At 60.0% G+C, this 14803-nt stretch carries 7 protein-coding genes; 2 read left to right on the top strand and 5 right to left on the bottom strand.

The genetic code is table 11. The annotated features are described in order from the left end of the window. Positions 1 to 105: 105 nt before the first annotated feature. The 5 genes from msrA to aceE form a co-directional block, all read right to left on the bottom strand. Positions 106 to 756 carry a peptide-methionine (S)-S-oxide reductase MsrA gene (gene msrA, locus AB4Z35_RS03355; protein WP_015093179.1) on the bottom strand — a complete coding sequence of 217 codons (651 nt, stop codon included), beginning with the start codon at positions 754 to 756 and terminating at the stop codon, positions 106 to 108. 216 nt (positions 757 to 972) lie between these two features. After that, the gene (locus AB4Z35_RS03350) at positions 973 to 3666 is read right to left on the bottom strand and encodes a putative bifunctional diguanylate cyclase/phosphodiesterase (RefSeq protein WP_442096027.1); all 2694 of its coding nucleotides are present in this window, start codon (positions 3664 to 3666) and stop codon (positions 973 to 975) included. A 229-nt stretch (positions 3667 to 3895) separates the two neighbouring features. After that, a complete protein-coding gene (locus AB4Z35_RS03345) occupies positions 3896 to 5281 on the bottom strand; it encodes an alkaline phosphatase D family protein (protein ID WP_442096026.1) in 1386 nt (461 codons plus the stop codon). Between the two features lie 274 nt (positions 5282 to 5555). Next, positions 5556 to 7481, bottom strand: a complete 1926-nt coding sequence (gene aceF, locus AB4Z35_RS03340; RefSeq protein ID WP_442096025.1) for a dihydrolipoyllysine-residue acetyltransferase — start codon at positions 7479 to 7481, stop codon at positions 5556 to 5558. A gap of 11 nt (positions 7482 to 7492) precedes the next feature. After that, complete coding sequence (aceE, locus tag AB4Z35_RS03335) at positions 7493 to 10138, bottom strand: pyruvate dehydrogenase (acetyl-transferring), homodimeric type (RefSeq protein ID WP_007902527.1); 2646 nt, start codon at positions 10136 to 10138, stop codon at positions 7493 to 7495. A 383-nt stretch (positions 10139 to 10521) separates the two neighbouring features. Here aceE and glnE point away from each other — a divergent pair, with 383 nt between their 5' ends. Together glnE and waaF are read left to right on the top strand one after the other, a co-directional pair. Further along, positions 10522 to 13461, top strand: coding sequence for a bifunctional [glutamate--ammonia ligase]-adenylyl-L-tyrosine phosphorylase/[glutamate--ammonia-ligase] adenylyltransferase (glnE, locus tag AB4Z35_RS03330; protein WP_442096024.1), 2940 nt, complete (start codon positions 10522 to 10524; stop codon positions 13459 to 13461). A 307-nt stretch (positions 13462 to 13768) separates the two neighbouring features. Further along, complete coding sequence (waaF, locus tag AB4Z35_RS03325; RefSeq protein ID WP_442096023.1) at positions 13769 to 14803, top strand: lipopolysaccharide heptosyltransferase II; 1035 nt, start codon at positions 13769 to 13771, stop codon at positions 14801 to 14803.

Raw genomic sequence — 14803 nt, 5'->3', positions numbered from 1 at the left:
GAATCGTCGCACCGCCGCTCCCACAGGGTCTTGTGTCGATCACAGAACCCGTGGGAGCCTGAAAGCCTTCGCTGGCGTGCCAGCTCCTACATTCGATCCTGTCGATCAGATCGGGCAGGTCACGCCAGTCCCGCCAATCCCGCAGTAGCCTTCCGGATTCTTGGCCAGGTATTGCTGGTGATACGTCTCGGCAAAATAGACGGTTGGGGCCTGGTCGATTTCGGTGCTGATTTCACCGAGGCCGGCCTTGGACAGTTCAGCCTGGTACGCTTCTTTGCTCTTGAGTGCGGCTTCCAGTTGTTCTGGCGAGGTGGCGTAGATCACCGAGCGGTACTGGGTGCCGATGTCGTTGCCCTGACGCATGCCCTGAGTCGGGTTGTGCAGTTCCCAGAACATCGCCAGCAGCTCCTGGTAGCTGACTTTGGCCTTGTCATACACCACCAGCACCACTTCGGCGTGGCCGGTCAGGCCCGAGCAGACTTCTTCGTAGGTAGGGTTCGGCGTGAAGCCGCCGGCGTAACCCACAACAGTGCTGACCACGCCTTCACGCTGCCAGAAGCGGCGTTCCGCGCCCCAGAAGCAGCCGAGGCCGAAGATCGCGAAGTCGACATCTTCGAAGAACGGGCCGAGCAAGGGGGTGTCTTTAAACACAAAGTGCTTTTCAGGCAGGGTCATCGCGGTTTCGCGGCCAGGCAGAGCTTGTTCTTTAGTAGGGAGCACGTTTTTGTTCACCAGAATTTCCGAGCGCAGAACCATGATCAGTCCTCTCAGTCAGGTTGAGTTGTAAATAAACAGGCTGCCAGTGTGCCCAAATACTGCCGGTTAAGCACTATCAAGGTGGGAGCGGGCTTGCTCGCGAAGGCGTTGGGAAAGTCGACATCAAATTTGCCTGATCTACCGCTTTCGCGAGCAAGTCGAATCGTCGCACCGCCGCTCCCACAGGTTTTGTGTCATCCACAGGTTTTGTGTCTGTCAGGCGATTGGGCCACGCGGGTAGCGTTTGAGCTTTTCGATCAGCTCATTGCCCGGGATCGGACGGTCGAACAGGTAGCCCTGGCCGACGTCGCAGCGGTGACGGCGCAGGAACGACAACTGCTGGGCAGTTTCGATGCCTTCAGCCACGACCTTGAGTTTCAGGTTGTGGGCCATGGCGATCACCGCGGAGGTGATTTCCATGTCGTCCTGGTTGTCCGGGATTTCGTGGATGAAGCTTCGATCGATCTTGATGATGTCGATGGGGAATTTTTTCAAGTAACTGAGCGACGAGTAACCGGTGCCGAAGTCGTCCATGGCCAGGGTCAGGCCCAGGCGCTTGAGCTGGTCGAGTTGCAAGTGGGTGTCTTCGGTGGCTTCCAGCAGCAGGCCTTCGGTCAGCTCCAGCTCCAGCAAATGAGCCGGCAGGGCTTCTTCCTTGAGGATGTTGGCAATGGAGGCCACCAGGTCCGGATCGGAGAACTGCTTGGGCGACAGGTTGATCGCCACTTGCAGGTTGCCCAGGCCGTAGGCGGTCAGCGCTTTGCTCATGCGGCATGCCTGGCGGGCGATCCATTTGCCGATCGGAATGATCAAGCCGGTTTCTTCGGCGACGCTGATGAACTGATCCGGGCGGATCATGCCCTTTTCTGGATGATCCCAGCGCAGCAGTGCTTCCATACCCAGCAGGCGCCCGCTGCGCAGGCACAGTTTGGGCTGGTAGAACACGTCGAGTTCGTTCTGGGTCAGGGCGCGGCGCAGGTTGTTTTCGACGAACAGCTTGTAGCTGGCCTCGGCGTTCAGTGCTTCGGTGAACACCTGCACCTGATGTTTGCCGTTGGCCTTGGCCTTGTGCAGTGCCAGTCCGGCGTTACGCATCAGGGTTTGCGGGTCGCGCCCGTGCAGCGGGGCACAGGCCAGGCCCACAGAGCCGGTGACGCTGATCAACTGGTTGTCGACGAACATCGGTTTGTCGAGGGTCGCCAGCAACTGGTTGGCCACTTGCTGGCCCACCGTGAGATCGCTGTTGTCCAGCAACACGGCGAATTCGTTACTGGCGAATCGCGCCAGGCTGCCGCTCGGGATCAAGCTGTTGCGCAGGCGCCGGGCCAGGCTGATCAGCAGTTTGTCGCCGGTCTGGTGGCCGAGGCTGTCGTTGATCCGCTTGAAGTTGTCGATGTCCACCAGCAACAGGCTGATCGGCGCGTCGCTGTCCCGGGCGAAGCGTTCATCGAGGTTGCGGATGAAGGCCGGGCGGTTGCCGAGGTTGGTCAGGTTGTCGGTGTAGGCCAGACGCTCGATACGCTGCTGAGCGAGCTTGGTCTGGGTGATGTCTTCGTAAATGCCGATGTAGTGAGTCAGCTCGCGGTTGTCGCCGTAAACCTTGGAGATCGACAATTGGCCCCAGTAGGGTTCGAGGTTTTTCCGGCGGCTCTTGAATTCGCCCTGCCAACTGTTGCTCTTGACCAGCGCCGAAGGCGCGTCGAACAGCAGTTCGCTGAGGTTCTCCAGGGCCGGCAGTTCCGACAGGCGCTGACCGTGCACTTCTTCGGTGGAGTACTGGGTGATCGCGGTGAAACTCGGGTTGACGTATTCCACCACGCCGTCGCAGTTGACCAGCAGAAAGGCGTTGGCACTTTGTTCGACCGCACGCTGGAACAGGTGCAGGGCGCTGGTGGCGGTACGCCGGTTGTGGTTGCTGATGACCTGGGCAAACTGGTCCGCCAGTTCGCCGGCGAAGGCGATTTCATCCGACTGCCAGGCGCGGGTCGCCCCGGTTTGCTCCAGGCACAGCACGCCGACCACCTGGCCATCGACGCGGATACTGGCGTCTAGCATCGCGTTGACGTCGCGCGGGCGCAGGCTTTCGGCCATCTCCCGGGTGCGTGGGTCGCGCATGGCGTTATGGGCGTCGATGGCGCGGCCGGTGTGCAAGGCGTCGAGGTAATCGGGGAAAACACTGACGTCGATCGGCTGCGGCAGCAGGTATTCCTGATTCGTGCGGTGATAGGCCGAGATCGGCACTAGCATCGAGCCTTCGAGGTGCCACAGACTGGCGCAGTCGATTTCGTAAATGTTACAGGCGCTGCGGGTGATCAGCTCGGCGGCTTCGCGCAAGGAATTGTTGCTGCTGTAGCGTTGACGGGTGAGCAGCAGGATGAGGTCCTGCTGGGCACGCACCCGGTCCAGATGCAGCAGTTGCTCCTGCTGGGCTCGCTGATTGAGTTCCAGGGCGATTTGCAGGCGTGAGTTCTGGGTTTCCAGATCCAGGGCTGGTTGCAGCGGGTCATCCTCGAACAGGCCGTCAATGACCAACAGGTAGCCGCGTAACAGATGTCGATTGTGTTGTTTGTAGGCTTCGCCCAGTTCCAGCAGATTCAGGGAGCCCGAGGCGGTGTGCAGGGTGTAGCGGATCAGGTAATGCGTGCTTTCAGTCAGCTGTTGCTGGATCGCGTCGTGCAGTTGATAGCGTGCTTGCGGCTCCATCAGGCTGGCGTAGGGCGAGCCAACCAGCGCACACAGCTCAACGGCGGGCAGGCCGAACTGGCGTTCGCAATTGGGATCAAGAAACAGCAGCGCCCAGCTGGGTTCATTAAGCCGTTCGAAACGCAGCATGCCGAGCCGCGAGGGCACAGGCAACTGCGTCACTACCTCGGCCACCATACGGCTGGCGGCATCGGGTTGGCTTTTCATGGAGGGGAACTCGCTTCGAATATGCTGAACGCGCTGGGCTCTCGCCCTCTTTACTGTTGCCTGCGGCAAGGTTGCATCATTGCGACACCGACTGACAAGAGAGATGAAGGCCAAGTGCTATAAGAATATGTCGGCAGGCGTGAAGATTTCTGCAGTGCCCGGCAAAAAGTATTGCTATTGATCAGATTGCAGCCTTTGGGGTCGTCCCGAAGGCTGCGATTTTTTGCCATTACCGCAAATCAATGCCTGTCGATTGCAGCAACTTGCCATCCCGATCGTGGTAATTCACCTGAATGCGTTTTGCATCGATGACCAGATGCGCGAAGTTATCCTGACTGATGACTTTGCCGGTCAATTCTTGCCGATATTCGCCTGCGGCGTTCCGGGCCAGCGGCCGGTCGAGGATAAAGCTGGATTGAGTGGCATAGGGCAGCAGTCTGGTGTTGCACAATGGCGACGACACGATGGTGTGCACTTCGAAGTCCTGGTCTTCACTGTGGGTTAACCGACTGGTCAGCGAACCGTGAACATCACCGGAAATGAAGATGACATTCCTGATGCGGTGCGTACGAATGGTCTCCAGCAAACGCAGCCGTTGCCCGGGAAAACCGCCCCAGGCGTCATCCCCGTCGCGTTTGGCGTCAGGAAAGAACATCACGCTGGTGACTACCATCCTGACCCGGGCGGGGCTGTGGGTCAGCCATTGGCACAAGGCATGTTCCTGTTCAACATCAAGGATGCGTCGATCATCGGCGGACAGATTGCGCCGGGTGCGACTATCGGTGACGAACCATTCGATATCGCCATCGATGAATTGATACCAATAGTGCTTCGGATGGCGGCCGATCCGGCCATCGTCAAATACCGGGCTGTGGCTGGCCTGATATAACTCATAAGCAGTGATGGCGTTTTTATACAGAACATCATCGCCTGATCTTTTCTTCTTTGGCCAGTTATCTTCAATTTCGTGATCGTCGAGGATCATGTAAGTCGATACGTTGGCCATTAACCTGGAAATATGTGGCTGGGAGAACGCCGCACGGTATTTTGCGAGTATTTGCTGATATTCGCGGTCAGGCGCGAAAAAGTTCAAATCGTCGACATAGATCTGGTCGCCAGTCATCAACATCGCGCTGACCGGCGGGTTGGCTTGCTGTGCCAATTGTGCCATCGAGGCAAATATCCGGTCGCCCAGTTGTGGCGCCGACGGGATACCGGCGGTCATCCGCAAGTAACGACATGAGCCGACAATATAGGCTCGCGGCGTGCCGACAGTGCCGGACCGGGTGCGCAAGCGATAGAGTTCTTGCGGCCATTGCAGCGGCAGTTCTTGCAGCGACTCCTCGGTGTGCCCGGTACTCGTGGTGCTGAACCAGCCGGCCTGGTATTCGTATTCGGTATCGGCCGCCAGGTTATTGAGAACAATGACATCGGACATGTCTTGCAGGCTTGTCAGCCTTATAAAGATACTTTTAAGCCATTGTTCATGCCCTGGCTGCCGATAACGAATTCCGGCAAATACGGGGGCATCTTTTTGCGCTACGCCGCGCACAAAGATACGCGCGTGATTAGTTGTGGTGTGGCCAATAATCGGGCCGACAGTTGGTTTGAGCATGTTTGAGTCCATTCGCTGCCAGTTAATCAGGCAGTTGGTTGTTTTGGCTGTAATAGGGGGCATTCAGCCAAGACTAGTTATTTGGCCCGAATAAATAACTGGCAGAAATGGATTCGAGTTGTGGGCTATATCAGCCACAATTGTAGGAAGGCGTTTTAAATAAGAACTTCAGGTAAAAAAAAAGCCCCGCCAAATTGGCGGGGTTGAGGTACGAGCGTGGCGCTCGGAAACGTGGAACGCGACAGGCCCTCCAGTGAAGGAGGGCTTGTCGGTGTTACAGGAGCATGGTGCGGATGTCGCCCAGCAGGTCGCTCAGACGCTTGGTGAAGCGTGCAGCGGCGGCGCCGTTGATCACACGGTGATCGTAGGACAGCGACAGCGGCAGCATCAGCTTCGGCTGGAAGGCTTTGCCGTCCCAGACTGGCTGGATGGTTGCCTTGGAAACACCGAGGATCGCCACTTCCGGCGCGTTGACGATCGGCGTGAAGCCGGTGCCGCCAATGTGCCCGAGGCTGGAAATGGTGAAGCAGGCGCCTTGCATCTCGTCCGACGAGAGCTTCTTGGTCCGGGCTTTTTCAGCCAGGGAAGCAGCCTCGGCGGCCAGTTGCAGCAGGCTCTTCTGGTCGACGTTCTTGATGACCGGTACCAGCAGGCCATCCGGGGTGTCGACGGCGAAGCCGATGTTCACGTATTTCTTGCGGATGATCGCTTTGCCGCTTGGCGCCAGCGAGCTGTTGAAGTCCGGCAGTTCCTTGAGCAGGTGCGCGCAGGACTTGAGCAGCAACGGCAGGACGGTCAGCTTGACGCCGGCCTTCTCTGCAACGGCTTTCTGGGCAACACGGAACGCTTCGAGTTCGGTGATATCCGCCGAGTCGAATTGCGTGACGTGTGGCACGTTCAGCCAGCTGCGGTGCAGGTTGGCGGCGCCGACCTGCATCAGGCGGGTCATCGGCACTTCTTCGATTTCACCGAAGCGGCTGAAGTCCACGACCGGAATCGGCGGGATGCCCGCGCCACCGGTTGCGCCAGCAGCAGCGGCAGGTGCTTCCTTGGCCTTCTGCATCATGGCCTTGACGTAAACCTGCACGTCTTCTTTCAGGATGCGACCGTGCGGACCGCTGGCGCCAACGGCGCTCAGCTCGACGCCGAATTCGCGGGCCAGTTGACGCACGGCAGGGCCGGCGTGAACTTTTGCACCAGGCTTGGCTGGAGCAGCGGCCGGCGTTGCAGCAGGTGCAGCGGCGGCAGGGGCAGCAGGTGCGCTCGGAGCAGCAGCGGCAGGTGCGGTCGCAGCAACAGGTGCAGCCGGAGCGGCGCCTTTGACTTTCAGTTTCAGGATCAGGTCGCCGGTACCGACTTCGTCATCGAGCTTGATGGAAACGCTTTCCACCACGCCAGCGGCTGGCGATGGAATTTCCATGCTCGCCTTGTCGGACTCCAGGGTGATCAGCGACTGGTCGGCCACAACGGTGTCGCCGGCCTTGACCAGGACTTCGATGATCTTGGCCTTGCCCGCCGAACCGATGTCCGGAACGTGGATATCCTGAACGCTGTCGGCCACTGGAGCAGCCTGGGCTGCCGCAGGTGCAGGTGCAGCAGCAGGTGCCGGAGCGGCAGCCTGGGCCGGAGCAGCAGCCGGTGCCGCAGCACCCGCCACTTCCAGATCCAGGATCAGGTCGCCGGTGCCGACTTCGTCGTTGAGCTTGACGCTGATGGCCTTGACCACGCCAGCGGCAGGCGAAGGGATTTCCATGCTGGCCTTGTCGGACTCCAGGGTGATCAGCGATTGATCAGCCGCGACGGTGTCGCCGACCTTGACCTGGATTTCGATGATCTGGGCCTTGCCTGACGAACCGATGTCCGGCACGTGCACTTGCTGAACGCTGGCGGCAGCCGGCGCAGCAGCAGGAGCGGCGGCAGGAGCAGCAGCCGGTTTGGCTTCAGCCTTGGCAGCCGGCGCAGCGGCACCTTCGACTTCCAGCTCCAGCAGTTCGTCGCCTTCTTTCAGGCGATCGCCCAGCTTCACTTTCAGGCTCTTGATGATACCGGCCTTCGGCGCAGGCACTTCCATGCTCGCCTTGTCCGATTCCAGTGTCAGGATGCTCTGGTCGGCTTCGATACGGTCGCCGACCTTTACAAACAGTTCAATTACTTCACCTTCACCGCTGCCGATGTCAGGTACGCGAATGAGTTCGCTCACAGAATCTCTCCTCAGCAGTCCAGTGGGTTGCGTTTTTCCGGGTTGATACCGAACTTGGCGATGGCCTCGGCCACCACTTTAGGTTCGATGTCACCACGGTCAGCCAGTGCTTCCAGGGCTGCCAACACCACGAAATGACGGTCGACTTCGAAGAAATGACGCAGTTTCTTGCGGCTGTCGCTGCGGCCGAAACCGTCGGTGCCCAGGACTTTGAATTCCTTGGACGGTACCCACTGACGGATCTGCTCGGCGAACAGTTTCATGTAGTCGGTCGAGGCGATGACCGGACCTTTACGGCCGTTCAGGCACTCTTCGACGTAGCTCAGCTTAGGCTTCTGGCCCGGGTGCAGACGGTTGGTGCGCTCAACGGCCAGGCCGTCGCGACGCAGTTCGTTGAAGCTGGTAACGCTCCACACGTCGGCGCCGACGTTGAACTCTTCACGCAGAATCTTCGCCGCTTCACGGACTTCACGCAGGATGGTGCCGGAGCCCATCAGCTGAACGTGGTGCGCCGCTTCGCGGGTGTCTTCTTCGAGCAGGTACATGCCTTTCTTGATGCCTTCTTCGGCACCGGCCGGCATGGCTGGCTGCTGGTACGACTCGTTCATCACGGTGATGTAGTAGAAGACGTCCTGTTGCTCTTCGGTCATCTTCTTCATGCCGTCCTGAATGATCACCGCCAGCTCGTAGCCGTAGGTTGGATCGTAGGTGCGGCAGTTCGGGATGGTCGCGGCCAGCAGGTGGCTGTGACCGTCTTCGTGTTGCAGGCCTTCACCGTTCAGGGTGGTACGGCCGGCGGTGCCGCCGATCAGGAAACCACGGGTGCGGCTGTCGCCAGCGGCCCAGGCCAGGTCGCCGATACGCTGGAAGCCGAACATCGAGTAGAAGATGTAGAACGGCAGCATCGGCTGGTTGTGGCTGGAGTACGAAGTACCGGCAGCGATGAAGGAGCTCATGGCGCCCGCTTCGTTGATGCCTTCTTCGAGGATCTGGCCCTTCTGGTCTTCCTTGTAGAACATCACCTGGTCTTTATCGACTGGCTCGTAGAGCTGGCCGACGGAGGAGTAGATGCCCAGCTGGCGGAACATGCCTTCCATACCGAAGGTACGGGCTTCGTCCGGGATGATCGGCACGATGCGCGGGCCGATTTCCTTGTCCTTGACCAGTTGCGCGAGGATCCGCACGAAGGCCATGGTGGTGGAGATTTCGCGGTCGCCCGAGCCGTCCAGGATCGCCTTGAGGGTGTCCAGTGGCGGAGTCGGGATGTTGAAGCTCTTGGCGCGACGCTGAGGTACGAAGCCGCCCAGTGCGGTACGGCGCTCGCTCAGGTAACGGGCTTCGGCGCTGCCTTCTTCCGGTTTGAAGAATGGCAGGTTTTCCAGCTCGTCGTCCTTGACCGGGATGTCGAAGCGGTCGCGGAACAACTTCAGGCTGTCGACATCGACTTTCTTGGTGTTGTGCGCAGTGTTTTTCGCTTCGCCTGCACCGGTGCCATAACCCTTGATGGTCTTGGCCAGGATGACGGTCGGTTGTTCTTTGTGGTTGACCGCTTCGTGGTACGCCGCGTAGACCTTGTACGGGTCGTGGCCGCCACGGTTGAGCTTCCAGATCTCGTCGTCGGACAGATCGGCAACCATCGCCTTGAGTTCTGGCGTGTTGAAGAAGTGTTCACGCACGAACGCGCCGTCTTTGGCCTTGTAGTTCTGGTACTCGCCGTCGATGACTTCGTCCATGCGGCGTTGCAGGATGCCGTCGACGTCCTTGGCCAGCAGTGGGTCCCAGAAACGACCCCAGATGACTTTGGTCACGTTCCACTGAGCACCGCGGAACACGCCTTCGAGTTCCTGGATGATCTTGCCGTTGCCGCGAACCGGGCCGTCGAGGCGCTGCAGGTTGCAGTTGATGACGAAGATCAGGTTGTCCAGCTTCTCGCGGCCGGCCAGGGAGATCGCGCCCAGGGATTCCGGCTCGTCGCACTCGCCGTCGCCCAGGAAGCACCAGACTTTCTGCTTGCCTGGCTGGATAAAGCCACGGTGTTCCAGGTACTTCATGAAGCGAGCCTGGTAGATCGCCTGGATCGGACCCAGACCCATGGATACGGTCGGGAACTGCCAGAAGTCAGGCATCAGCCAAGGGTGCGGGTAGGACGACAGGCCCTGACCGTCGACTTCCTGGCGGAAGTTGTTCATCTGGTCTTCGGTGATGCGGCCTTCCATGAATGCACGGGCGTAAACGCCTGGCGAGGTGTGGCCCTGGAAGTAGATCAGGTCGCCGCCGTGTTCGTCGCTCGGGGCCTGGAAGAAGTAGTTGAAGCCGATGTCATACAGGGTCGCACTGGAAGCGAAGCTGGAGATGTGACCGCCGAGGTCAGAATCTTTCAGGTTGGTACGCATTACCATGGCCATCGCGTTCCAGCGTACCAGCGAGCGAATGCGGCGTTCCATGAACAGGTCGCCAGGCATGCGTGCTTCGTGGGTAACGGGGATCGTGTTGCGGTAAGGCGTGGTGATGGCGTAAGGCAATTGCGAACCGCTGCGGGTCGCGAGTTCACCCATACGGGTCATCAGATAGTGAGCACGGTCTTCGCCTTCTTTGTCGAGAACCGATTCCAGGGCGTCCAGCCATTCCTGGGTTTCGACGGGATCGAGGTCTTGCATGGCTTGCTCCAGGGCGGAAAGGCTACCAGAATCGGTTGCCTGAGTTAGCGACTGGCCTTGTGGGCAGACGTTATGAATTCTTGGATTGCCGACAGGTTGTTCCGGCGGCGTGTAGTTTTACTACAAATCTTCCGGCATTTCAGCCCGGCTAATGTATATACGAGTAGTAAAACTACAGATGAGCGGCTTGTGGCCCCCGGCTGCGTTGTGAGAATAATCGTTAAGGTTGGTCTTTTTCCAACTACAAAAGGTAAAAGCTTGATGCTGGCTGCCAAAATTAAAGAAATTTCAGCTATTTCTAACTTTTGTTCGACAGTTCCTCAGGTAGTGGGTTTTCGAAAACCACTACATGCAGTCCGTTGTACGCCGATCAAGGATAGACCATGAGCCTCCCTTCGCTTGCCGAACTGCCTGCCATTCTTCAGCCGTTTGTCACCCGCGCCGAGCAATCATTCCGGGCTGCCGTCGCCGCTTTGGGTGACGATCACGGGTTGTCTGCCTGGACACCTGAGCGCTGGGCGCAATTTGCCCGCGTCACCGCCGCCAGCGATTTCGTGATTGAACAGTGTGTTCGTGACCCTTTGATGTTGCTGGAGCTGGTTCGGTCCGGCGAACTGGACCGCCGCTTCGCTCCCGGTGAGTTGTGCGGGCAGATTGCCGCCGCCGTGAGCGCGGCCGAGACCGACGATCAGCTTGGCCGCGCCTTGCGCCGTCAGCGTGCGCGCCACCAGGTGCGGATCATCTGGCGCGACCTGACCCGCCAGGCTGACCTGGTCCAAACCTGCCGCGACCTCTCGGACATGGCCGATGCCAGCATCGATCAGGCTTACCAGTGGTTGTACACGAGGCATTGCCAGCAGTTCGGCGTGCCAACCGGGCGGCGCAGCGGCGAGCCGCAGCAGATGGTCATCCTCGGCATGGGCAAGCTCGGCGCGGTGGAGCTGAACCTGTCCTCGGACATCGACCTGATTTTCGCCTACCCCGAGGGCGGCGAAACCGTCGGCGCAAAGCGTCCATTGGATAACCAGGAGTTCTTCATTCGTCTGGGCCAGCGGCTGATCAAGGCCCTGGACCCGATGACCGTCGACGGCTTTGTGTTTCGCGTCGACATGCGCTTGCGTCCCTACGGTTCGGCGGGTGCGCTGGTGCTGAGCTTCAATGCGCTGGAGCAGTATTACCAGGATCAGGGTCGCGACTGGGAACGCTACGCGATGATCAAGTCGCGGGTGGTGGCCGGCGACCAGGTGGCCGGCGCGCAACTGCAGGACATGCTGCGACCGTTCGTTTATCGGCGTTATCTGGACTTTTCGGCCATCGAAGCGCTGCGCACCATGAAGCAGCTGATTCAGCAGGAAGTGCGGCGCAAGGGCATGGCCGACAACATCAAGCTCGGTTCCGGCGGAATTCGCGAGGTCGAGTTCATTGCCCAGGCGTTCCAGCTGATCCACGGCGGCCGCGATTTGAGCTTGCAACAGCGCCCACTATTAAAGGTGCTGGGCACATTGGAAGGTCAGGGTTACCTGCCGCCAGCCGTGATCAGCGAGCTGCGTGAAGGCTACGAATTCCTGCGTTACACCGAACACGCGATTCAGGCGATTGCCGACCGCCAGACGCAAATGTTGCCCGATGGCGAGCAGGATCAGGCGCGTATTGCCTTTATGCTGGGTTTCGCCAACTGGACGGCCTTCCACGAACAATTGATGTATTGGCGCGGCCGCGTGGCCTGGCACTTCGGGCAGGTGATCGCCGATCCCGACGAAGAGCAGGGCGCCGAAAGCGAAGTGGTGGTCGGCGGCGAGTGGTTGCCGCTATGGGAGGAGGCTCAGGACGATGAGGCCGCTTGCCGCCAACTGGAAGAGGGTGGTTTCAAGGATGCGCCCAAGGCCTTGAAAGCCTTGGCTGGCTTGCGCAGCAGTCCGCAATTGCGGGCGATGCAGCGTCTGGGACGTGAACGACTCGATGCGTTTATTCCGCGTTTGCTGGCGCAGGCCGTGGAACATGCCAATCCGGATCTGGTGCTGGAACGGGTGTTGCCGCTGGTTGAGGCCGTGGCCCGTCGTTCCGCATACCTGGTACTGCTGACCGAGAACCCCGGTGCGTTGCGGCGTTTGCTGACGCTGTGCGCGGCGAGCCCGTGGATCGCCGAGCAAATCACCCGTTTCCCGCTGCTGCTCGACGAATTGCTCAACGAAGGCCGACTGTTCAAGCCGCCACTGGCGCCAGAACTGGCAGCCGAGTTGCGCGAGCGCCTGACGCGGATTCCCGAGGACGACCTCGAACAGCAAATGGAAGCCCTGCGCCACTTCAAGCTGGCGCACCGCTTGCGGGTGGCCGCTTCGGAAATCGCCGGCAGCCTGCCGCTGATGAAAGTCAGCGATTACCTGACCTGGCTCGCCGAAGCGATCCTGGAACAAGTGCTGGCACTGGCCTGGCGCCAGACCGTGGCCAAGTACGGCACGCCGCTGCGCACCGATGGCACCTTGTGCGATCCCGGCTTCATCATTGTCGGTTATGGGAAAGTCGGCGGCCTGGAACTCGGGCATGGTTCGGACCTGGACCTGGTGTTCATCCACGACGGCGATCCGCAGGCTGAAACCGATGGGCCGAAACCCATCGATGGCGCGCAATTTTTCACCCGGCTGGGGCAACGGATCATTCACTTGCTGACGGCGCAGACCAACTCCGGTCAGTTGTACGAAGTGGACATGCGTCTGCGGCCGTCCGGTGCGTCGGGGTTGCTGGTGAGTTCCCTGGGGGCGTTTGCCCGTTATCAGGAGAACGAGGCCTGGACTTGGGAGCATCAGGCGCTGGTGCGGGCGCGAGTGTTGGTGGGCAGTCAGGATGTCGGCCAGGCATTCGAGAAAGTCCGTGCCTCGATATTGGGCAAAACGCGTGATCTACCGACCCTGCGCCAGGAGGTCAGCGAGATGCGCGCCAAGATGCGCGATAACCTCGGCAGCAAGAGCACCGCGGCCGGTACCGGGGCAAATGCCTTTGAAGCCACGGCGCCGTTCGATATCAAGCAGGACGCCGGAGGTATCGTCGATATTGAATTTATGGTGCAATACGCGGCCCTGGCGTGGTCCGAAACACACCCGCCATTGCTGCGCTGGACGGATAACATCCGCATTCTGGAAGAGCTGGAGCATGAAGGGCTGATGCCTGTCGAAGATGCCAGCCTGTTGCGTGAAGCGTATAAAGCGTACCGTTCCGCCGCCCACCGGCAGGCCTTGCAGAAGGACCCCGGGGTGATTCCGGGCGACCAGTTCACGGACGAACGGCAGCAGGTCATGCGGATCTGGCGTGAGCTGGGGCTAAACTGACACGGGATTTTTGATACGCCCGATACCCCTGTGGGAGCGAGCTTGCTCGCGATAGCGGAGGCACAGTCACCATTGATGTTCGGATGTGACGCCCTCATCGCGAGCAAGCTCGCTCCCACAGTAGATCTGCAGTGTCAGGCAGATCGAGGTACACCAATACCCAATGTGGGAGCGAGCCTGCTCGCGATAGCGGAGTGACAGTCGACAGCAATGTTGAAGGTGATGACCCCATCGCGAGCAGAGCGCTTCCACAGTGATTTTCGAGGCGGGGAGGCGTAGGCCTCCCCGGTTCGTTTATGGAAACCACATGAAAATTCTGATCGTTGGGCCCAGTTGGGTCGGTGACATGGTGATGGCGCAGACACTTTTCCAGTGTCTTAAGCAACGCCACCCGCAATGCGAAATCGACGTGCTGGCCCCCGAGTGGAGCCGGCCGATTCTTGAGCGCATGCCCGAAGTTCGCCAGGCCTTGAGCTTTCCGCTCGGTCACGGCGTTCTGGATCTGGCGACGCGTCGGCGCATCGGTAAATCCCTGGTCGGCCAGTACGACCAGGCGATCCTGTTGCCCAACTCCCTGAAGTCGGCGCTGGTGCCGTTCTTTGCCGGCATCCCGAAACGCACCGGCTGGCGCGGCGAGTTCCGCTATGGCCTGCTCAATGACGTGCGCACGCTGGACAAAGATCGTTACCCGCTGATGATCGAACGCTTCATGGCCCTGGCTTACGAGCCGGGCGTTGAATTGCCAAAACCCTATCCGCGCCCGACGCTGCAGATCGACCCGGTTACCCGCGAAGCTGCGCTGGCCAAATTCGGTCTGGTCCTCGACCGTCCGGTGTTGGCCCTGTGCCCCGGCGCCGAGTTCGGCGAGTCCAAGCGCTGGCCGTCCGAGCATTACGCCAAGGTTGCCGAAACGAAGATCCGCGAAGGCTGGCAAGTCTGGCTGTTCGGTTCGAAAAACGACCATGCCGTGGGCGAAGACATCCGCGCGCGGCTGATTCCCGGTCTGCGTGAAGAGTCAGTGAACCTCAGTGGCGGCACCTCGCTGGCCGAAGCCATCGACTTGATGTCCTGTGCAGATTCGGTGGTGTCCAACGACTCCGGCCTGATGCACGTCGCTGCCGCGCTGAACCGCCCGCTGGTCGCGGTCTACGGGTCGACGTCGCCGGGTTTCACGCCACCGTTGGCCGAGCATGTCGAAATCGTACGCCTGGGCATCGAATGCAGCCCATGCTTCGACCGCACCTGCCGTTTCGGCCATTACAACTGTTTGCGCCAGCTCATGCCGCAGGCCGTGAACGAAGCCTTGCAGCGGTTGCAAGGCACTGTGGTCGAGGTCAAATAG

This window comes from Pseudomonas sp. KB_15 (genome assembly GCF_052114525.1).
Classification (GTDB): domain Bacteria; phylum Pseudomonadota; class Gammaproteobacteria; order Pseudomonadales; family Pseudomonadaceae; genus Aquipseudomonas.
The sequence above is the reverse complement of the archived record's forward strand: the minus strand, read 5'-3'. Positions and strand labels throughout refer to the sequence as shown.